This is a genomic window from Sphingomonas sp. PAMC 26605, from assembly GCF_000241485.1.
In the GTDB taxonomy this organism is placed as follows: Bacteria; Pseudomonadota; Alphaproteobacteria; order Sphingomonadales; family Sphingomonadaceae; genus Sphingomonas.
In genome coordinates, this window is the sequence record NZ_JH584241.1 from 3603985 (window position 1) to 3625370 (window position 21386).

At 66.8% G+C, this 21386-nt stretch carries 16 protein-coding genes; 9 read left to right on the forward strand and 7 right to left on the reverse strand.

Features of this window, described 5'->3' with window-relative positions:
- Nucleotides 1-482 precede the first annotated feature (482 nt).
- Nucleotides 483-2240 (reverse strand): class I adenylate-forming enzyme family protein, encoded by a 1758-nt coding sequence (locus RH90_RS16820; protein ID WP_010187304.1) that lies wholly within the window; start codon nt 2238-2240, stop codon nt 483-485.
- 131 nt (nt 2241-2371) lie between these two features.
- Here RH90_RS16820 and RH90_RS16825 point away from each other — a divergent pair, with 131 nt between their 5' ends.
- From RH90_RS16825 to RH90_RS16850, 6 genes are all read left to right on the forward strand, one after another.
- The gene (locus RH90_RS16825; protein ID WP_010187306.1) at nt 2372-3604 is read left to right on the forward strand and encodes a serine hydrolase domain-containing protein; all 1233 of its coding nucleotides are present in this window, start codon (nt 2372-2374) and stop codon (nt 3602-3604) included.
- A gap of 119 nt (nt 3605-3723) precedes the next feature.
- Nucleotides 3724-5757, forward strand: a complete 2034-nt coding sequence (locus RH90_RS16830) for a 3-hydroxyacyl-CoA dehydrogenase NAD-binding domain-containing protein (protein ID WP_010187308.1) — start codon at nt 3724-3726, stop codon at nt 5755-5757.
- Between the two features lie 141 nt (nt 5758-5898).
- Nucleotides 5899-7200 carry an amidase family protein gene (locus tag RH90_RS16835; protein ID WP_010187310.1) on the forward strand — a complete coding sequence of 434 codons (1302 nt, stop codon included), beginning with the start codon at nt 5899-5901 and terminating at the stop codon, nt 7198-7200.
- Entirely contained in the window at nt 7201-8382 is a 1182-nt protein-coding gene (locus tag RH90_RS16840; protein ID WP_010187312.1) for an acyl-CoA dehydrogenase family protein, read from the forward strand.
- A gap of 94 nt (nt 8383-8476) precedes the next feature.
- On the forward strand, nt 8477-9604 hold the full coding sequence (locus RH90_RS16845) for an acyl-CoA dehydrogenase family protein (RefSeq protein ID WP_029625395.1): 1128 nt from the start codon (nt 8477-8479) through the stop codon (nt 9602-9604).
- A 140-nt stretch (nt 9605-9744) separates the two neighbouring features.
- A complete protein-coding gene (locus RH90_RS16850; RefSeq protein ID WP_010187316.1) occupies nt 9745-10626 on the forward strand; it encodes an acyl-CoA thioesterase in 882 nt (293 codons plus the stop codon).
- A 3-nt stretch (nt 10627-10629) separates the two neighbouring features.
- Here RH90_RS16850 and RH90_RS16855 read toward each other — a convergent pair whose 3' ends face one another.
- From RH90_RS16855 to RH90_RS16875, 5 genes are all read right to left on the reverse strand, one after another.
- Nucleotides 10630-11445, reverse strand: coding sequence for an SDR family NAD(P)-dependent oxidoreductase (locus RH90_RS16855; RefSeq protein ID WP_010187318.1), 816 nt, complete (start codon nt 11443-11445; stop codon nt 10630-10632).
- Between the two features lie 99 nt (nt 11446-11544).
- Nucleotides 11545-12309, reverse strand: coding sequence for an SDR family NAD(P)-dependent oxidoreductase (locus RH90_RS16860; protein WP_010187320.1), 765 nt, complete (start codon nt 12307-12309; stop codon nt 11545-11547).
- A gap of 126 nt (nt 12310-12435) precedes the next feature.
- On the reverse strand, nt 12436-13491 hold the full coding sequence (locus RH90_RS16865) for a phosphotransferase family protein (protein ID WP_010187322.1): 1056 nt from the start codon (nt 13489-13491) through the stop codon (nt 12436-12438).
- Nucleotides 13491-14576 carry a Zn-dependent alcohol dehydrogenase gene (locus RH90_RS16870; protein WP_010187324.1) on the reverse strand — a complete coding sequence of 362 codons (1086 nt, stop codon included), beginning with the start codon at nt 14574-14576 and terminating at the stop codon, nt 13491-13493. The genes RH90_RS16865 and RH90_RS16870 overlap by 1 nt, the downstream gene beginning before the upstream one ends.
- Nucleotides 14577-14707: 131 nt before the next feature.
- On the reverse strand, nt 14708-15985 hold the full coding sequence (locus RH90_RS16875) for an acyl-CoA dehydrogenase family protein (RefSeq protein WP_010187327.1): 1278 nt from the start codon (nt 15983-15985) through the stop codon (nt 14708-14710).
- 144 nt (nt 15986-16129) lie between these two features.
- Here RH90_RS16875 and RH90_RS16880 point away from each other — a divergent pair, with 144 nt between their 5' ends.
- The 3 genes from RH90_RS16880 (at nt 16130) to RH90_RS16890 (ending at nt 19921) form a co-directional block, all read left to right on the forward strand.
- Nucleotides 16130-17374, forward strand: coding sequence for a TetR/AcrR family transcriptional regulator (locus RH90_RS16880; RefSeq protein ID WP_010187329.1), 1245 nt, complete (start codon nt 16130-16132; stop codon nt 17372-17374).
- Between the two features lie 109 nt (nt 17375-17483).
- The gene (locus RH90_RS16885) at nt 17484-18668 is read left to right on the forward strand and encodes an acyl-CoA dehydrogenase (RefSeq protein ID WP_010187331.1); all 1185 of its coding nucleotides are present in this window, start codon (nt 17484-17486) and stop codon (nt 18666-18668) included.
- A gap of 125 nt (nt 18669-18793) precedes the next feature.
- On the forward strand, nt 18794-19921 hold the full coding sequence (locus RH90_RS16890) for a CaiB/BaiF CoA transferase family protein (protein WP_037493572.1): 1128 nt from the start codon (nt 18794-18796) through the stop codon (nt 19919-19921).
- 2 nt (nt 19922-19923) lie between these two features.
- On the opposite strand, the gene RH90_RS16895 is transcribed toward RH90_RS16890, so the two are convergent.
- Nucleotides 19924-21345, reverse strand: coding sequence for a sugar MFS transporter (locus RH90_RS16895; protein ID WP_010187335.1), 1422 nt, complete (start codon nt 21343-21345; stop codon nt 19924-19926).
- Between the last annotated feature and the right edge of the window lie 41 nt (nt 21346-21386).

Consider the following 21386-nt stretch of genomic DNA (forward strand, 5'->3'; position numbering starts at 1 on the left):
CCACACGATCGCGCCGAGGATCACCGCGACCGACAGCAGGTTGAGCAGCAACGGCCCGAACAGCCCGGGCCCGAACAGCATCATGCTCCCCGCGAGCAAGGCCGGATAGCCGACCGGCCAGAACGCGGTCGGGTGCCCCGCCTCCTGATAGCCCATCCCGCGCGCCATCTCGGCGGCACGGACCATATACCATTCGCCGTCGGACACGGCGTGCTGCGGCAGCAGCAGCAGCACGGCGAGCCGCAGCAGCAGTGCGAGCGCAAAAAGCGCCGGGACGACCCATGGCGCGGTTTCGAATGTCGCGACGCGCGCGCTCCATGATCGAATCGCTGCCATGCCCTGCCCTTCCGTGTTCCCCGCGAACAGCAAAGCGCGAAAGCGGGTCGCGCGGCTAGGGCGTTAATGACGAATGTACCCGGCGCGCGTGCGCGCCCACCGCCGGGGCCTTAACGAAGCGGGTTAAGGTCCTCGGCTGGGACCGCTCACGCCACCGCGCTCAGCCGATCCTCGAACAGCGCCTTGAGATCCTTTTTGAGGATCTTGCCATTGGCGTTGCGCGGCAAGGTGTCTTCGACGAACCGGATCGCCACCGGCGTCTTGAAGACCGCCAGCCGCGCGCGGACCCACGCCTGGAGCTCGGCCTCGCTCGCGCTCGTGCCGGGCCGCAGATGCACCACCGCCGCCGGTTCCTCGCCGAGCGTGCGGTGCGGGATGCCGATGAGTGCGCAATCGGTCACCGCGGGATGCGCGTAGAGCACGTTCTCGACCTCGGACGAATAGATGTTCTCGCCACCGCGGATGATCATGTCCTTGGCGCGATCGACGATATAGAGGAACCCCTCGGCATCGAGCCGCGCGAGATCGCCCGTGCGCACCCAGCCATCGACGAAGGTCGCCGCGGTCGCCTCGGGCTTGTTCCAATAGCCCTTCACGATCATCGGCCCACGCGCCCACAGTTCGCCGACCTCGCCCACTGCGAGCTCGGTCGTCCCGTCTTCGTCCATGATCTTGAGATCGGCGACCGGCGCGGGCGGCCCGGCGCTCGTCGGCCGCGCAAGATAGTCCTCGCCGCCATGCCCGGTGACGGTCGCCATCGTCTCGGTCATCCCCCAGCCGTTCGACGGCAGCGCGCCGAATTCGGTGTAGATCCGCCGCACCAGTTCGGGTGCCGAGGGAGCACCGCCATAAGCGATCGCCTCGAGCGAGGAGAGATCGTAATTCGCGCGGTTGGGATGTTCGAGGATCTGCCAAGCGATCGTCGGCACACCGCCGGTGACCTGCACCTTCTCGCGCTCGATGATCTCCATCGCGCGGACCGTGTCCCATTTGCGCATGAACACGAGCGTGTTGCCGAGTGCGACCGACATCATCATCGTCGCACTGCACGCGGTGACATGGAACATCGGGATCACGGTGAGGAAGGTCTTCGGCGTCGGCGCAGGCGGCACTTCGCCGCGCCGCAGGAAGGCACGCGCGCCACCGAACGCCGAGGTCAGGATGTTGGTGGTGAGGTTGCGATGCGTGCCAAGCGCGCCCTTGGGATGGCCGGTCGTGCCGCTGGTATAGAAGATCGTCGCATCGTCGTCGGTGTCGAGCTCGACCGCCGGGAGATCGCGTTCGGCAAGGCTCGCATAGGCGTTAGGCGTCCCGATGATATCCTCGAGCCGAACCGCGCCCGCACCCAGCGCGATCGAAGCGCGCGCGACGACGGTCGTTTCGAGCGCGGGAAAATCGGGCGCGTCGGCGATCAGCCGCTGATAGCGCTCGTCATCGACGAACAGCAGGCGGCAACCCGAATCGATGATGCCATAGGCGAGCTCGCCCGCGGTCCACCATGCGTTGAGCGGCACGACGATCGCGCCGATGCTCGCCGCGGCGAAGAAGATCACCGGCCATTCGGGCAGGTTGCGCATCGCCAGCCCGACGCGGTCGCCCTTGCCGATCCCCAGCTCGACGAGTGCATGGGCTAGCGTCGCGACGGCGCGGAAATTGGCGTCGTAGCTGACCCGCTCGTCCTCATAGACGGTGAAGATCCGCTCGCCATGCGCGCGCGACGCCGCGATCAGCCAGGCGAGCGTCGGCGGCGCGTGCTTCCACACGCGAGTCGGGATGCCGCGAATCGGGACGGTCTCGATCTCGAACTTCCCGCCTGGCGTGACCAGCGCTGCATCGACCTGATCGAGCGTCATCTTGGGCCAGGCCGGATCAAGCGCGACGAGCGGTTCGATATCCACGATCATCTCTCCTTCAGCGCGCCAAATACCCTGCGAGTTGAAACTCGGGTTTGCCGCGAAACACCGTTCAAGCAAGGTTAGTGTTGATTCGCGCGCCGCTCAAGGCAATAGGGTGTCTTCGCTTTCGAACAGGGGGTATGGAAACGATGATGCTGGATACCATGCCCTCCGCCACGCGATTCGACGCGGGCCGCCTTGCCCGGATCGATGCCTTTCTCAAGGATCGCTATCTCGATTCGGGCAAATTGCCCAATGCGCAGATCCTGATCGCACAGGGTGGCGAGATCGCGCACTTCTCCTCGCTCGGCGCGGCGCGCGAGGGGGGCGGCGCGATCGACGAAGGGTCGCTGTTCCGCATCGCCTCGATGACCAAGCCGATCACCTCGATCGCCTTCATGATGCTGGTCGAGGAGGGCAAGGTCGCGCTCGACACGCCGGTCCATCACGTGCTGCCCGAATTCAAGGATATCGGCGTCTATAATGGCGGCGGCGCGGGGGTGCCGTTCCAGACCAAGCCGACCGGCGAGCCGATGCGGATGATCGACCTGCTGCGTCATACCTCGGGGCTGACCTATAGCTTCCAGAACCGCTCCAATATCGACGCCGCGTACCGCGAGGGCCGGATCGAGAATTGGCATGGCGGGCTCGACGTCGACGGCTTCGTCGCGGCGCTCGGCCGGCTGCCGCTCGAATTCTCGCCCGGCACGGCGTGGAATTATTCGGTGTCGACCGATGTGCTCGGCGCGGTGGTCGAGCGCGTGTCGGGACTGACGCTGCCCGATTTCTTCGCGACCCGCATCTTCACGCCGCTCGGGATGCACGACACCTTCTTCCATGTCCCCGCCGACAAAATCGACCGGCTGACGGACTGCTACACGCTCGCGCCGGGCAAGGGCCGCGTGCTGTATGATCGCGGCGAGGCGAGCGCGTGGAGCAAGCCGCCCAGGCTCGTCTCGGGCGGCGGCGGGCTCGTCTCGACCGCGCTCGATTATCATCGCTTCTGCACGATGCTGCTGAACGGCGGCGCGCTGGAAGGCGCGCGGGTCGTCGGGCGCAAGACGATCGAGCTGATGACGATGAACCACCTCCCCGGCGGCGCCGACCTTTCGACGCTGTCGAAGTCGCTGTTCAGCGAGGCGGCGAATGCCGGCACCGGCTTCGGGCTCGGCTTCGCGGTCAATATCGATGTCGCGCGTTCGATGATCCCGGGGTCGGTCGGCGAATATTATTGGGGCGGCATGTTCTCGACCGCCTTCTTCGTCGATCCGGTCGAGCGGCTGCACATGGTGTTCATGACGCAGGTCTCGCCGTCGAACGTCTACCCGATCCGACGTGAGTTGAAGACGTTGATCTACAGTGCGTTGACGTAACCCATCCGTCGCCCCGGCGCAGGCCGGGGCCGCTGGGTCGGGCGCGCGTCGCTGACGTCGCGGACCACCTCCAGCGGCCCCGGCCTTCGCCGGGGCGACGCCCGTAGCAGGAGAAAACCATGACTTCGCCGATCACCACCGAACTTCACGACGACATCCTCGTCATCATCTCGAACAACCCGCCGGTCAACGCGCTCGGCGCGGCGGTGCGGCAGGGGCTCGAGGCTGGCATCAAGCAGGGCCTCGCCGATCCGCAGGTCAAGGCGATGGTGATCCGCTGCGACGGCCGCACCTTCTTCGCCGGCGCCGACATCACCGAGTTCGGCAAGCCGATGCAGGAGCCCGGCCTCCCCACCGTAGTCGACATGATAGAAGCCTCGGACAAGCCCGTCGTCGCCGCGATCCACGGCACCGCGCTCGGCGGCGGGTGCGAGGTGACGCTTGGCTGCCACTATCGCATCGCCGTGCCGAGCGCGAAGATCGGCACGCCCGAGGTCAAGCTCGGCCTGCTCCCCGGTGCCGGCGGAACGCAGCGCATCCCGCGCATCGCCGGCGTCAAGCTCGCGCTCGAAATGACCGCCAAGGGTGACCCGATCCCCGCCAAGCTCGCGCTGTCGGCCGGCTTGATCGATCGCCTGGCGGGCGAGGACAGCCTCGAAGCCGACGCGATCGCCTTCGCGCGCGAAATCGCCGACGCCCGTCCCCTGCCCCGCGCCCGCGAGAAGGTCGCGCAGGCCGACCCCGAAGCCGTCGCTGCCTTCAAGAAGGACAATGCCAAGCGCTTCCGCGGTTTCGACGCGCCCGCCGCCAACATCGCCTGCGTCGAGAAAGCCGCCGACGGATCGAGCTTCGACGAGGGGATCGCCTTCGAGCGGCAGGAATTCATGAAGCTGATGATGGGCGTGCAATCCGCCGCACAGCGCCACATCTTCTTCGCCGAGCGGCAGGCCGCCAAGATCGACGGCATCGACGCCAACATCCAACTGCGCGAGATCAAGCGCGTCGGTGTGATCGGCGCGGGTACGATGGGCGGCGGCATCTCGATGAACTTCCTGTCGGCCGGCATTCCGGTGACGATCGTCGAGATGGCGCAGGAGGCGCTCGATCGCGGCGCGGGCACGATCCGTAAGAATTACGAGGCCTCCGCCGCCAAGGGTCGCTTGAAGTCCGAACAAGTCGAGGCTGCGATGGGCGCGCTCAACCCCACGCTCGATTTCGAGGCGCTCGCCGAGTGCGACCTCATCATCGAGGCGGTGTATGAGAATATGGAGGTGAAGAAGGACATCTTCACCCGGCTCGACGCGATCGCCAAGCCCGGCGCGATCCTCGCGTCGAACACCTCGTATCTCGATATCGACGAGATCGCATCGGTCACCAAGCGGCCCGGCGACGTGGTGGGCATGCACTTCTTCTCGCCCGCCAACGTGATGAAACTGCTTGAAGTCGTCCGCGGTGCGCAGACCGACGACGATGTGCTCGCGACTGTGATGGCGCTGTCGAAGACGATCAAGAAGGTCGCGGTGGTGGCCGGCGTGTGCGACGGGTTCATCGGCAACCGGATGCTCAAGCCCCGCCAGGTCGAGGCGATGAAGCTGCTGATGGAAGGCGCGACGCCCGAGCAGATCGACCGCGTCCATGTCGCCTTCGGCATGCCGATGGGTCCGTTCCAGATGAGCGATCTCGCCGGCGTCGACATCGGCTGGCACCGCGACCCCAATCGCATCGAGAACATCCGCGACGCGCTCGCCGCCGAGGGGCGCTGGGGGCAGAAGACCGCCAAGGGCTTCTACGATTATGACGAGAAGCGGAACCCGACGCCCAGCCCCCGCGTGGCCGAAATCATCGAGGATTTCCGTTCCAAGTCGAATATGCAGAAGCGCGAGATCAGCGACCAGGAGATCGTCGAGAAGACGCTCTACACAATGGTCAACGAAGGCGCGCTGATCCTCGAGGAGAAGATGGCGCAGCGCGCGAGCGATATCGATGTGGTGTGGATCTACGGCTATGGCTGGCCAGTCTATCGCGGCGGGCCGATGTTCTGGGCCGATACCGAGGGGCTCAAGACGATCGTCGCGGGGTTGGAGAAGCACGGCTTCGCGGTGGCCGAACTGCTCAAGTCGAAGGCGGAAAGCGGCGGTCGTTTCAATGGATAACCTTCTTCTCCCTCTCCCCGCTTGCGGGGAGAGGGTCGGGGAGAGGGGGACGCACGCGATCGCTGGCGTTTCTCACTCCCCCTCTCCCGCGCTTCGGCTTCGCCTCGCTTGCCCTCTCCCCGCAAGCGGGGAGAGGGAGAGATGAGATCCGCAATCCAGACCGCCGCGGCGATCCGCAGCGGTGAAACCACCGCGCTCGCCGAATGCGATGCCGCGATCGCGCGCATCGAGGCCGGCAACGCCGAGATCAACGCCGTCGTCGTCCGCGACTATGACCGCGCCCGCGACGCCGCGCGCGCGATCGACGCCGGCTCGAAGGACGATCGCGCCCTCCTCGGCGTGCCCATGACGGTCAAGGAAAGCTTCGACATCGCCGGGCTGGCGACAAGCTGGGGCTTCTCCGAACACGCCGACCACATCGCCACCGAAGACGCCGTCGCGGTCCAGCGCCTCAAGGCCGCGGGCGCGATCATCCTCGGCAAGACCAACGTTCCGGTCGGCCTTGCCGACCTCCAATCCAACAACCCGGTCTACGGCCGCACCCGCAACCCGCACAATCATGACCGCGTCAGCGGCGGTTCGTCGGGCGGGTCGGCTGCCGCGCTTGCCGCGGGCTTCGTGCCGCTCGAATTCGGCTCGGACATCGGCGGCTCGATCCGCGTCCCCGCCGCCTTCTGCGGTGTCTGGGGCCACAAGCCGACCTTCGGCATGCTCGACACCGACGGCCATTACTTCCCCCGCACCCGCGGCGCGGCGCTCAATCTCAGTGTGATCGGCCCGCTCGCGCGCGATCCCGATGATCTCGCGCTCGCGCTCGATCTGACCGCCGACTTGCCGCTGCCCAAACCCGCCGCCCGTGAACCCCGAGAATGGCGCATCCTGCTCCTTCCCCAGCACCCGCTCGCCCCCGCCGCGCAAGCGGTCCGCCATGCGGTCGAGGCGATCGGCGCGGCGTTCGCCGCCGCCGGCGCGACCGTCGAGCGCGAAAGCGACCTGCTCCCCGATCTCGTCGAGCAGCACGCCGATTACATGCGCATCCTCGCGGTCGCGATGGCGCGCGGCCAGCCGCCCCGCGCCGGCCCACCCTCGACGCCGATGCCCGTGCTGCTCGATCGCCAGGCCGAATGCCGCCGCGCGTGGCGCCGCCTGTTCCGGCAGTTCGACGCGGTGATCGCCCCCGCCTGGGGCACCACCGCCTTCGCGCACGACGACACGCCGATCGAAACGCGCGAGGCGTGGATCGACGGCGCGCCCAGCCCGTTCGGCGCGCAGATCGCCTATCCCGGCCTCGCCACCTTCCCGCTCCTGCCCGCCACCAGCGTCCCCGTCGGCACCGACCCCGACGGAATGCCGATCGGCGTGCAGGTGATCGCCGAACGTTACGCCGACCATACCGCCATCGCCGTCGCGCGCCTCGCGCACGACCTTACTCGGAGCCGATAGATGACCCAGGATCTCGACACCTTCCGCAGCGAAACCCGGGCCTGGCTCGAAGCCAATTGCCCGCCCGAAATGCGCGAGCCCGTGCGCTCCGAAAAGGACGCCAATTGGGGCGGCCGCAATCCCGATTTCCAGCCCGGCCAGAAGGAATGGATGGACGCGATGGCGTCGCGCGGCTGGACCGTGCCCGACTGGCCCAAGGCCTATGGCGGCGGCGGCCTCAACCCCGCCGAGACCAAGATCCTCCGCGAGGAAATGGCGGCGATCAAGGCGCGCAACCCGCTCAATTCGTTCGGCATCTCGATGCTCGGGCCGGCACTGCTCAAATACGGCACCGAAGAGCAGAAGCTCACCCATCTCACCAAGATCGCGCGCGGCGAGATCCGCTGGTGCCAGGGCTATTCCGAGCCCAACGCCGGCTCGGATCTCGCCAGCCTCGCCACCTCGGCCGAGGATGCCGGCGACCATTACATCGTCAACGGCCAGAAGGTGTGGACGTCGTACGCCGACAAGGCCGACTGGATCTTCTGCCTCGTCCGCACCGACAAGAGCAGCAAGCAGGGCGGGATCAGCTTCGTTTTGTTCGACATGGCGAGCGAAGGCGTGTCGACCAAGCCGATCCTGCTGATCTCGGGCTATTCGCCGTTCTGCGAGACCTTCATGGACAATGTGAAGGTGCCCAAGTCGCAGCGCGTGCATGACGAGAACAAGGGGTGGGACGTCGCCAAATATCTGCTCGGGCATGAGCGCGAGATGATCTCGGGCATGGGTCTCGCGTCGAGCGGCGGCAATCCGTTGCTCGACGGCGCGATCGCGACGATCGGGCTCGATGCCGAGGCGCGGCTCGCCGATCCGCTGCTCCGCGCCGCGATCGCGATGTTCGAGGTGCGTGCGAAAGCCTTCGGGTCGATGTCGGAGCGCTTCATCGACGAGCTGAAGGCCGGCCGCGCGCACCCCGCCCAGCCCTCGATGATGAAATATTACGGCACCGAGCTCAACAAGAGCCGCCACGAGCTGATGATGGCGGCCGGCGGCTCGGACGCGCTCGAATGGGAGAGCGAAGGCTCGCGCGGCGGCGCCGAGGCGCGCGCCTGGCTGCGCACCAAGGCCAATTCGATCGAGGGCGGGACGAGCGAGGTCCAGCTCAACATCATCGCCAAGCGCATTTTGGAATTGCCGAGCTAGGTACGTCACCCCAGCGAAAGCTGGGGTCTCCCCGCAACGAAGCGTGCCCGTGCGGCACGAGACCCCAGCTTTCGCTGGGGTGACGGAGTAAGAAATGCCCCTGTTTTTGAACGAAGACCAAACCGCCCTGCAGGACACGATCCGCGATTTCGTCGCGGAACAAGCGCCGGTGAGCCACATGCGTGGCTTGCGCGACGCCAAGGACGCCACCGGCTTCAGCCGCGACCTCTGGAAAAACTTCGCCGAAATGGGCTTCACCGGCATCCTGATCGGCGAATCCGAAGGTGGCCTCGGCCTCGGCCATGTCGAGGCAGGCGTCGTGCTCGAGGAGATCGGCCGCAACCTGTCACCCTCGCCCTTCCTTACTACTGCCGTCGCGGCGGTCGAAGCGCTCAAGGGCACGGCGCATGCCGAGCGCTGGTTCCCTGGCATCATCGCCGGCGACACCGTCGCCGCGCTCGCGATCGACGAGGCCGCCAAGCATCGCGACAGCATCGGCCTCAAGGCCGAGCGTTCGGGCAACGGCTTCAAGCTGACCGGCAAGAAGCAGTTCGTCACGCACGGCCATGTCGCCGATCTGCTGATCGTCGCCGCGCGCACCGCCGGCAGCGCCGACGATGCCGAGGGCGTCACGCTCTTCGCCATCCCCAAGGACACCGCCAACCTCACCGCCACCCCGGAGCGCCTTGCGGACGCGAGCCTCGCCGCCCGGCTCGAGTTCGATGGCGTCGAAGTCGATGCCGATGCGGTGATCGGCGAGATCGACGGTGGCCGCACCCCGCTTGAGCGGCTGCTCCGCGCCGGCCGCACCGGCGCGTCGGCCGAACTGCTCGGCGTCGGCGCCGGCGCGATGGACATGACGGTCGGCTATCTCAAGGAGCGCAAGCAGTTCGGCACGCTGATCGGCAGCTTCCAGGCGCTCCAGCACCGCGCGGCGCATCTCTATTCCGAGATGGAAGTCGCGCGCGCCGCGGTGATGAAGGCGCAGCAACTGCTCGATCTCGACAGCCCGCACGCCGACACCGCGGTCTCGGTCGCCAAGGCGATGACCGCGCTGGCGACGACGCTGTCGGTGCAGGAAGGCGTGCAGATGCACGGCGGGATCGGCATGACCGACGAATATGACATCGGCTTCTACATGAAGCGCGCGCGCGTGCTGGCCGAGATGTTCGGGGATGCGAACTTCCACGCCGACAAGGTGGCGCGGGCAGCGGGGTACTAATCTCCCTCTCCCCTCCGGGGAGAGGGCAAGCGAGGCGAAGCCGAAGCGCGGGAGAGGGGCTGTTACACGCCGGTCGCTTTTCAGATACAGCCCCTCTCCCCGGCCCTCTCCCCGGAGGGGAGAGGGAGAAGAAGGACGCCATGACCGACACCCAGCCCACCCCCGCCCAGCTCGCGCAGCAACTCGTCGACCTGCTCGCCGTGGAGGAAATCGACACCGACCTCTACCGCGGCCCCCGCGGCACCGACGGCTTCGGCCGCGTGTTCGGCGGACAGGTCATCGCGCAGGCGCTGCAAGCCGCGCAACGCTCGACCGAGGCGCCCAAGCAGGCGCATTCGCTTCACGCCTATTTCATGCGCCCCGGCGACGAGGGTCACCCGATCCTCTACCGCGTCGTGCGCGACTTCGACGGCAAGAGCTTCGCCACGCGCCGCGTCATCGCCACCCAGCGCGGCGTGCCGATCCTCAACCTCGCCTGCTCGCTGCAGATCCCCGAGGGCGGCCTGGCGCATCAGGATGCGATGCCCGACGTGCCCCCGCCCGAAGAGCTGACCAGCGACCGCGACCTCCGCCTCGCGATGATCGACCGCATCCCCGAGAAATTCCGCGCGATGTTCCTGCGTCCGCGGATGGTCGACATCCGCCCGGTGTCCCCGCGCAGCTGGCTCGACCCGGTCAAGCAGGAACCACGTCAGAACAGCTGGTTCCGCGTGGTGGCCCCGATTGGCGACGACCCCGCGCTGCACCGCGCGATCCTGGCCTATGCCTCCGACATGTCGCTGCTCGGCACCGCGACGCTGGCGCACGGCGTCAACTGGATGACGCACAAATTGCAGACCGCCAGCCTCGACCATGCGCTCTGGCTGCACGAGGATTTCCGCGCCGACGATTGGCTGCTCTATGTCTGCGACAGCCCATGGGCGGGCCATGCGCGCGGCTTCAACCGCGGCAAGATCTTCGCGCGTGACGGGCGGCTGGTGGCGAGCGTCGCGCAGGAAGGGTTGATCCGCCTGCGCGAGTGATCGCTACACCGCGGTCTTGCCATATTCCTGCTTGGTCACAGGATGGCTGCTCGACAGGCCGCCATCGACCGCGATCGCCTGGCCGTTGATATAGCTCGCCGCATCCGAAGCGAGGAACGCCGCCACTTCCGCCAGTTCCTCGGGCTGTGCGCCGCGGCGCAGCGGGTTGAGCCGGCCGATCCGGTCGGTCTTGCCCGCCTCGCGCGCATAATCGAAGGTCGGCTTGGTCATGCCCGTCTCGGTCAGCCCGGGGCAGATCGCATTGACGCGGACGTTCGATCCCGACAGCTGCTGCGCCGACACCATCGCGAGGTTGATCACCCCCGCCTTCGATGCCGAATAGGCCGGCGACCCCGCGCCCGAGCGGATCCCCGCGACGCTCGCGGTCAGCACGATCGCGCCCCCCTTACCCGTTATGGCGCCGCGCTCGGCGATCTTGGGCGCGGCGTGTTTGATCGCCAGGAACGGTCCGATCAGATTGACGCGCAGCACCTCGGTGATCAGCGCGACATCGGTATCGAACAGGTTCGCCATCCCACCGGAAATGCCGGCATTGGCGAACATCACATCGAGTCCGCCATAATATTCGCACGCGACGTTGACCGCGCGGATCACGTCCTCCTCATTGCCGGCGTCGATCTGGATAGCGTGCGCCGCGCCGCCTGCCCGATCGATCATCGCGGCAGTCTCGTGGACCGTGTCGCTCTGGTCGGCGACGAGCACGCTGCCGCCCTCGCGCGCGAACAGCAACGCCGTAGCCCGCCCGATCCCCGAGCCCGCGCCGGTGACGATGATCGATTTTCCGCTGAACCGTGCCATTGCATCCTCCGTCGCCCCGGCGAAGGCCGGGGCCGTTTCGTTTGAGGCACCCGCGTGCCAAGCCACACACCGGCCCCGGCCTCCGCCGGGGCGACGGCGCTAGATGGTAACGCCGCCGTCGAGCACGATCGTCTGCCCGGTCATGAAACTACTCGCCGCGCTGGCGAGGAAAACAACCGCGCCGGCGATCTCCTCGGGCTCGCCGATGCGGCGCAGCGGGACTGTCTTGTTCGCCGCCTCGATCCGCTCGGGATCCTCCCACAAAGCGCGCGCGAAATCGGTCTTGATCAGACCGGGCGCGATGCAATTGACGCGGACATTGTCGGGCCCGAATTCATGCGCGAGGTTGCGCGCGAGCTGCATGTCGGCAGCCTTCGAGATGCAGTACGCACCAATAACGGTCGACCCGCGCAGGCCGCCGATCGAGGATACGATGACGATGCTGCCCGATCGCCGCTCGCGCATCTCGGGCGCGACCATCGCGATCAGCCAGTGGTTCGAGACGATGTTGTTGTCGAGGATCTTGCGGAACTGCTCGTCGGCGATCCCCGCCTGCGGGCCGTAATAGGGGTTGGAGGCGGCATTGCAGACGAGCACGTCGATCTGCCCGAATGCCGCCCGCGCCGCGTCGACGAGGTGCTGCAGCCCAGCTTTGTCCGAGATATTGGCGGCGACCGCGATCGCCGTGCCGTCGCCGAACCGCGCGTTGAGTTCGGCGGCGACCGCGTCGCAGGCATCCTGCTTGCGGCTGGAGATGACGACCTTGGCGCCGTGTTCGGCCAGCTCGAACGCGCTCGCCTTGCCGATCCCGCGCGAGGACCCGGTGACGATGGCGACTTTGCCCGTGAGATCGAATTGCGACATCTTCTTCTCCCCTCCCGCTTGCGGGAGGGGTCGGGGGTGGGCGCCCGCTCTCCTTCAAGCTGTGTTCTCGATCGTGAGCGCGAGCCCACCCCCAGCCCCTCCCGCAAGCGGGAGGGGAATAAGAAACTAAGCCCCCGCCTTCACCGCGAAATCCCACGCCGCATCGGCCAGCCGGTACACCCCCGCCGCCGATTTCTCCGCCTGCGCGCTCGACGCCGTCCCCTCGACGATCCGCTTCTTGATCCCCTGGACGATCCCGGTCAGCCGGAAGAGATTGTACGAGAAATACCAGTTGAGATCGGGCACGCCGTCGCGCCCCGTCGCCGCGCAATAGCGCTCGACCATCGCCTCGATCGTCGGGATCCCCGTCGCCGGCCCGGTATGCCCGAGCACCCCCGATCGCCCCTCGGGCGCGGTCACCCAGCTCATCAGGAAATAGGAGAAGTCGGCCAGCGGGTCGCCGAGCGTCGACAATTCCCAGTCGAGCAAAGCGATCACGCGCGGCTCGTCACGCGCGAAGATCATGTTGTCGATGCGGTAATCGCCATGCACCACCGAGGTGCGCGTCTGCTCGGGCACCGTCCGGCCGAGATAGTCGATTAGTTTCTCGACCTGCGGCATCGGCTCGGTCTCGGACGCGCGATACTGCTTGGTCCAGCGCGCGACCTGGCGCTCGAAATAATTGCCCGGACGGCCGTACTCGCCGAGCCCCGCCGCGACATGGTCGGTATTATGCAACGCCGCGAGCGTGTCGCACATCGCGTTGTAGATCCCGGTGCGCGCGTCGGGCGTGTAGTCGGGCAAGGTGCCGTCCCACAGATTGCGCCCGTCGGCGAAGCCCATAACGTAGAAATCGGTGCCGATCACCGCGGGATCGGTGCACAGCCCGTAAGGCCGCGCGACCGGGAAGCCGGTCGGATACAGGCCTGCAATCACCCGATATTCGCGATCGACCGCATGCGCCGAGGGCAGCAACACCCCCATCGGCTTGCGACGCAGCACATAGGTGCCAGACGGCGACTCGATCTTGAAGGTCGGGTTCGACTGCCCGCCGGCGAACTTCGCGTAGGTCAGTGGCCCCTCGAACCCATCGACATTGGCGACCATCCACGCCGTCAACGCGGCCTCGTCGAGCCGGTCCTTCTCGGGAACGGCGATCGTCTGGGGGGCGGCGTCGTCCATCACGAAAACTCGATCACGGAGCGCACCGTGTCGCCGGTGCGCAGATTGGCGAGCGCATGGTTGACGTCCGCGAGCTTGATCCGCTCGGCGACCATCGTGTCGAGATCGAGCTTGCCGTCGAGATACATCTGCACCAGCCGCGGCAGATCGATCGGGAAGCGCGTCGAACCCAGCAGCGAGCCCTGCAGCTTCTTCCCCGTCAGGAAAGTCGGCCCGGCGATCTTCACGTCATTGCCCGGCGCGATCATCCCGAGGATCGTCGCGGTGCCGCCGCGCCGCAGGATCGTCCAGGCGAGCTCGGCGGTGTTGCTCCGCCCGACCGCCTCGATCGCATAATGCACCCCGCCGCCGGTCAGGCCCGCAACCTTCTTCGCCAGATCGGCATCGTTCGAATCGAGCGTGTGCGTCGCGCCGAGCTTTTCGGCGAGTGCGCGCTTGTCGGCGACCGGGTCGATCGCGATGATCTGCCCCGCGCTCGCGATCTTGGCGGCGTTGATCGCGGCGAGCCCGATCCCGCCGCAGCCGATCACCGCGACGCTTTCGCCGGGCCGCAACTGGCTGTCGTTGAAGATCGAGCCCGCGCCCGTGATCACCGCGCAGCCGAGCAGGGCGGCGCGGTCGAGCGGCATCTCCTTGCTGATCGCGACACAGGCATTTTCGTGGACCAGCATCATCTCGGCGAACGCCGAGAGGTTGAGGAAGGGGCTGAGCGGCGTGCCGTCCTGCAGGCTCAACCTTGGCGGTGCCCCCTTGGGCCGCCGCGTCGAGGGATCGACGCACAGCGACGGCCGCCCGGTGACGCACATCTCGCACGCCCCGCAGAACACGGTGAAGAAGGTAATGACATGATCGCCGACCTTCAGATGCGCGACGTCCGATCCGACCGCCTCGACGATCCCCGCCGCCTCGTGGCCGGGAACGGTCGGCATCGGATGCGGGAAGGCGCCGTCGACGAAATGGAGGTCGCTACGGCACACCCCGCACGCCATGGTGCGGATCAGCACCTCGCGCGGGGCCGGATCGGAGATCGCGACGTCGTCGATCACCAGCTCGGTGTTGGGGGCGTAGAGGATGGCTGCTTTCACGTCTTCTCCCTCTCCCCTTCAGGGGAGAGGGCCGGGGAGAGGGGCAGTCTCTCCTCACCGGCCCATATCTTTGTGGTAGCGGACTGCCCCTCTCCCCTACCCTCTCCCCGCAAGCGGGGAGAGGGAGTATGTTACCGCCGCACCGCATCCTTCGCCGCGACCGCCGCCGGCAGATCGGCGTACTTGCCGAACTCGTTGCGAGCGATCGCCCGGTTGTGCACCTCGTCCGGCCCATCCGCGAAGCGCAGCGTCCGCATCGCCGCCCAGTCGTGCGCCAGCGCGAAATCGCCCGACACGCCGCCGCCGCCATGCGCCTGGATCGCATCGTCGAGGATCTTGAGCGCCATGTTCGGCGCCTGCACCTTGATCATCGCGATCTCCTGCTGCGCCGACTTGTTGCCCGCCCGGTCCATCATGTCGGCCGCCTTCAGACATAGCAGCCGCGTCATCTCGATGTCGATGCGCGCGCGCGCGATGCGCTCCTCCCACACCGACTGATCGGCGATCCGCTTGCCGAACGCGACGCGGCTCAGCAGGCGCTTGGCCATCGCCTCGATGCCCGTCTCGGCGACGCCGATCGTGCGCATGCAATGATGGATGCGGCCCGGCCCGAGGCGGCCCTGCGCGATCTCGAACCCACGCCCCTCGCCGAGCAGGATGTTCTCGGCGGGAACGCGGACATTCTCCAGCACCACTTCGCCGTGGCCGTGCGGCGCATGGTCATAGCCATAGACCGACAGCATCCGCTTGATCGTCACGCCCGGCGCATCCATCGGCACGAGGATCTGGCTCTGCTGGCTGTGGCGCGAGGCGTCGGGGTTGGTCTTGCCCATCGTGATAGCGATCTTGCAGCGCGGATCGCCGACGCCCGACGACCACCATTTCGTGCCGTTGATGACGTACTCGTCGCCATCACGGACGATCGAGGTTTCGATATTGGTCGCGTCCGAAGAGGCCACAGCCGGCTCGGTCATCAGGAAGGCCGAGCGGATCTCGCCGTTCATCAGCGGGCGCAGCCAGCGCTCCTTCTGCTCGAGCGTGCCGTAGCGGTGGAGCACCTCCATATTGCCGGTATCGGGTGCCGAACAGTTGAAGCATTCGCTCGCCCAGCCGACCTTGCCCATCTCCTCGGCGCATAACGCATATTCGAGATTGGTCAGCTGCGTGCCTTCGAACTCGAACGTATCGTCGACATGCGCCTGCCCCGAATGTGGCGGCATGAAGAAATTCCACAGGCCAGCGGCCTTGGTCTTTTCCTTCATCTCCTCGATCACCGGAATGACCTTCCAGCGCTCGCCGTCATGGTGCTGCGCGTCATATTCGGCCTGGCGCGGACGGATCTGCTGGTCGATGAACGCCTTCACGCGATCCCGGAAATAGATCTCGCGTTCGCTGAAGCTGAAGTCCATCTGCTCTCTCCGATCATGCCGTCGGAAGGCTGGGTATACCGTACCGCGTTTTCGGTAAAGCGTCTTTGGCGCGGAAAAGCCACGCATTGACCGCGCGCAACAAAGGGACTGTTTCTTCTAAAAGATGATGGTACAGATTATCGGATGGAGGCCCCCAACACCGTTCCGACTGAGGAAGAGACCAGCACCAAGCGCTTCCGCGCCAAGCGGGACGCGATCCTCGCCGCCGCCGCCGAGGCGATCAACGAGCAGAGCGCGAAGGGCATGACCTTCGCCGACGTCGCACGCCGCGTCGGGCTCAACACGACGAGCGTCACCTACTATTTCAAGCGCAAGGAAGACCTCGCCGCCGCCTGTTTCGAGTATACGCTCGAAAAGCTGCTCGCGATGCTCGACGAGTCGCTGCTCGAGCCGACGCCGCAGGCGCGCGTCGCGAAATATCTGTCGCTCAACATGGTGCGGCTCGCCCGCATCCAGCGCGGCGAGGAGACCGCGTTTGCGATCCTGTCCGATCTGCGCGCGATGGAAGAGCCGGTGCTCGGCAAATTGATGGCGGGCTGGCGCGAGGTGTTCCGCAAGACGCGCAGCCTGTGGGGCCCCGCCGCCAACCGCGCGCAGACCGATCTCCACGGCGGCCGCGCGCACGTGCTGCTCGAGAACACCTTCTGGCTGCCGATCTGGCTGACGCGCTACGATCCCGACCAATATGACCGGGTCGAGGAACGGCTGATGGACGTGTTCGCGCACGGCATCGCCGGGCCGAAGGCGACCTGGGATCCCGAACTGATCGACCTCGCGCATGACGAGCCCGAGCCCGGCCGCGAGGCGTTCCTGCTCGCGGCGACGCGGCTGATCAACCAGCTCGGCTATCGCGGCGCGTCGGTCCAGCGGATCGCCTCGGAGCTCAACGTCACCAAGGGCAGCTTTTACCACCATCTCGACGCCAAGGACGATCTGGTGCTCGCCTGCTACAAGCGCAGCCTGGATACCGTCGCCGACGCCCAGCGCCTCGCCGACGAGCGCGGCGGGAGCCATTGGGACCGGCTGTCGGGAACGATCGCAACGCTGCTCGACGTGCAGTTTTCCGAACGTGGGCCGCTCTTGCGCACCACCGCGCTGTCGGGCCTCCCGCCCGAATCGCGCACGCAGATGGTCGACCGCTCGAACCGCATCGCGCGCCGCTTCGCGGGTACGATGAGCGACGGCATCGCCGAAGGCTCGATCCGCCCGGTCGATCCGCTGATCGCGGCGCAGGCGCTGATGGCGATGCAGAATGCGGCGTTCGACATGCGAAAGTGGGCGCACACGATGACGCGCGAGCGCGCGATCGGATATTATGCCTCGACACTGGCGTTCGGCCTGTTCGACGACCGGATTTTGGATCAATAACCGTCGCCCCGGCGCAGGCCGGGGCCGCTGGGTTTGGGGCACGACCTTCGCGTCATAACCCAGCGGCCCCGGCCTCCGTCGGGGCGACGCGGAAATCAAAGGACCTGACATGGCCGACATGGCGCGTTTCGATTGGGCTGACCCCTTCTTCCTCGACGATCAGCTCGAAGATGACGAGCGGATGATCCGCGATGCGGCGCGGGCGTACGCGCAGGACAAGCTCGCCCCGCGCATCATCGACGCCTTCCAGAACGAGACCACCGATCCCGAGATCTTCCGCGAGATGGGCGCGCAGGGGCTCCTCGGGCCCACCGTTCCCGAGGAATATGGCGGGGTCGGCGCGTCCTACGTCGCCTATGGCCTCGTCGCGCGCGAGGTCGAGCGGGTCGATTCGGGCTATCGCTCGATGATGTCGGTCCAGTCGAGTCTCGTGATGTACCCGATCTTCGCGTACGGCTCGGAAGCGCAGAAGCAGAAGTATCTGCCCAAGCTGGCGAGCGGCGAATGGATCGGTTGCTTCGGCCTAACCGAGCCCGACGCCGGCTCCGATCCCGGCAGCATGACGACGCGCGCGAAGAAGGTCGACGGCGGCTATCTGCTGTCGGGCGCGAAGACGTGGATCTCCAACTCGCCGATCGCCGACGTTTTCGTCATCTGGGCGAAGTCCGAGGCGCATGGCGACGGCATCCGCGGCTTCATCGTCGAAAAGGGCGCCAAGGGCCTCGCCACGCCGAAGATCGAGGGCAAGCTCAGCTTGCGCGCCTCGATCACCGGCATGATCCTGATGGATGAGATCGAACTTTCCGAGGACGCTTTGCTCCCCGACGTCCAGGGCCTGAAAGGCCCGTTCGGCTGTCTCAACCGTGCGCGCTACGGGATCAGTTGGGGCGCGCTCGGCGCTGCCGAGTTCTGCTTCCATGCGGCACGCCAGTACGGGCTCGACCGCAACCAGTTCGGCACCCCGCTCGCCGGGCGTCAGCTCTACCAGAAGAAGCTCGCCGATATGGAGACCGAGATCGCGCTCGGGCTGCAGGCGTCACTGCGCGTCGGTCGCCTGATGGACGCGGGCAAGTTTGCGCCCGAGATGATCTCGATCGTCAAGCGCAACAATGTCGGCAAGGCGCTCGATATCGCGCGGATGAGCCGCGACATGCATGGCGGCAACGGGATTTCGGGCGAATATCAGGTGATGCGCCACATGATGAACCTCGAAACGGTCAACACCTATGAGGGCGCGCACGACGTCCATGCGCTGATCTTGGGCCGCGCGATCACGGGGATCGCAGCGTTCTGATGCGCCGCCTCCCCTGCCGTCACCCCCGCGAAAGCGGGGGTCCCGCTTCTTCGGGCGGCGGGAAGAAGCGGGATTCCCGCTTTCGCGGGAATGACGGAGCATGAGCGGGAATGACGGAGGATAGGATGAGCGGCCAAGCATCAGCCCCCCTCGCCGGCCTCAGGATCCTCGAAATGGCGGGGATCGGCCCCGGTCCGTTCTGCGGGATGATGCTGGCCGATCACGGCGCCGAGGTGATCCGCGTCGAGCGCCCCGGCCCACCCGGGATGGTCGACCCGATGCGCGACCCGTTGCTCCGCTCGCGCCGCACGATGTCCCTCGATCTCAAGCAGCCTGAGGCAATCGCGGCGGTGCGCCGCCTTGCGGCGACCTGCGACGGCTTGATCGAGGGCTTCCGCCCCGGCGTGATGGAGCGGCTAGGGCTCGGCCCCGAAACACTGCTCTCCGACAACCCGGCACTCGTCTACGGTCGGATGACCGGCTGGGGCCAGACCGGCCCGCTCGCCCACGAACCCGGCCATGACATCGACTATCTCGCCATCTCGGGCACGCTCCACGCGCTTGGCGAGGCAGGCCGCAAGCCGACCGCGCCGATCAACCTCGCCGCCGATTTTGGTGGCGGCGGGATGATGCTCGCCTTCGGCATGCTCGCCGCGATCCTGCAGGCGCAGGTCAGCGGCGTCGGCCAGGTGGTCGATTGCGCGATGACCGAAGGGTCGGCGGTGCTCGCCAGCATGGTCTGGGGTTTCCGCGCGCAGGGGATGTGGAGCGACGCGCGCGGCACCAATCTGCTCGACGGCGGCGCGCCGTTCTACGACACCTACGAGACCGCGGACGGCAAATGGATCGCGGTCGGCGCGATCGAGCCGCAATTCTATGCCGCGCTCCGTCGCGTGATGGAGCTCGACGGCGCCGAGTGGAACGCGCAATTCCTGCCCGCGGTGTGGCCGGTCTTGAAACGCGAGCTGGTCCAGCGCTTCAAGCGCCGCACCCGCGACGAATGGGTCGCGGCGTTCGAAGGGCATGAGGCGTGCATCGCGCCGGTGCTCGGCTTCGACGAGGCGATCGCGCATCCGCACAACCTCGCGCGCGCGGCGTTCGTCACTGCAGGCGGCGTGACCCAGCCCGCCCCCGCCCCGCGCTATTCGGTCAGCGAAACCGTGTCGCCGCGCATGGCCGGCGACCATGAGGGCGCGGCGATCCTGGCCGAGGCGGGCTTCGCCCCGGCCGAGATCGCAGCGCTGGGCTTCTGAAGTCAGGCGTCGGCGTATTGGGGCGCCGGCCGCGCGGCGTAAACGCCGAACACGCAGATCACCACATAGCACGCCACCGGGATCAGCAGCGCGAGCGTCAGGCTTCCGCTCGCATCGGCCAACGACCCGGTGGCGAGGGGCAGCACGGCACCACCGAAAATCGCGACGTTGATGATCCCCGATCCATCTGCCGCACGTGCACCGAGACCTTCACACGCAAGACTGAAGATCGTCGGGAACATGATCGCGTTCATCAGCCCGACCGCCAGCAGGCTGTAACCCGCGACCGCCCCTGTCGTGTAGCTCGAGATCAGGATGAGCGCGATCGCACCGACGGCGACGCCCGCCAGGACCTTGCCCGGGCTGACGACCCGCAAAACCGCAGACCCGATAAACCGGCCGATCATCGCCCCGCCCCAGTAGAGCGGTATCATCTTGCCCGCGCTGGCGGTGTCGAGGTTCATGACGCCGGGCTGCTTGAGGTAGTTCACGATCAGCGAGCCGATCGATACTTCCGCGCCGACATAGAGGAAGATGCAGAGCGCGCCGAGCGCGAAGCGCGGACGTTGCATCAGGTCGTTGCCGTACAACCAGACTACAGGCGCCAGCAAGATGAGGACCAACCCAATCCACGCCTGCACTTCAACCGCGACGACCGCACCGAGCGCGACCAGCGCCAGGCCCGCGACATAGCGCGGGGCAGCGACGAGGGGCTTGTCCTTCGCGGCGTTGGCGTCACGCGGCAGCCGATTGCGAAACAGCCAGACCGCGGCCGCGACGACAGCCAGCGCCACCGCCAGACCGAGATACCCCCGAACGATCGCGCCGCTCTCGGCGGTGCGATAGGCGTCCAGCGCGGCCCCGGTCAGGTCCGACGCCGAAATCTTCGAAAGGCTGCCCAAAATGATGATCGCGCCGGCATACGGAAATATCGTCGTGCCGAGCGAATTGAACGCCTGGGCGAAGGTCAGTCGGCTGGATGCGGTTTCGGCTTTGCCGAGAAGGCTTATCAGCGGATTGGCCACGATCTGGACCAGCACCACGCCCGCCGCCAGAATGAACAGCGCGAACAGGAAAAGCGCGTACGTCGCTGTGCTCGACGCCGGAATGAACAGCAGGCAGCCAATCAGCATCGTCACCAGCCCGGCGACCGCGCCGCGCATGTAGCCGATCCGCTTGACCAGCGCCGCCCCCGGAATGCCGATCACGAGATAGGCAGTGAAGAAGCAGAACTGCACGAGCATCGCCTGCGTGTAGGTTAGCGTGAACAGCTCCTTCAGTTTGGGAATGATCACGTCGTTCAGGCTGGTGATGCCGCCGAAGATGAAGAACAAAGCGAACACGAAGACCTGCAGCCCCGGCGCCGAGACGCCCGCTGCTGCGGCGTCGTTGGAATGCGGCGAAGTGGGGGAATGGATCTGCATGAAGCCTCCATGCCCGCCCACCCCCGGTCTGGCAATCCGCA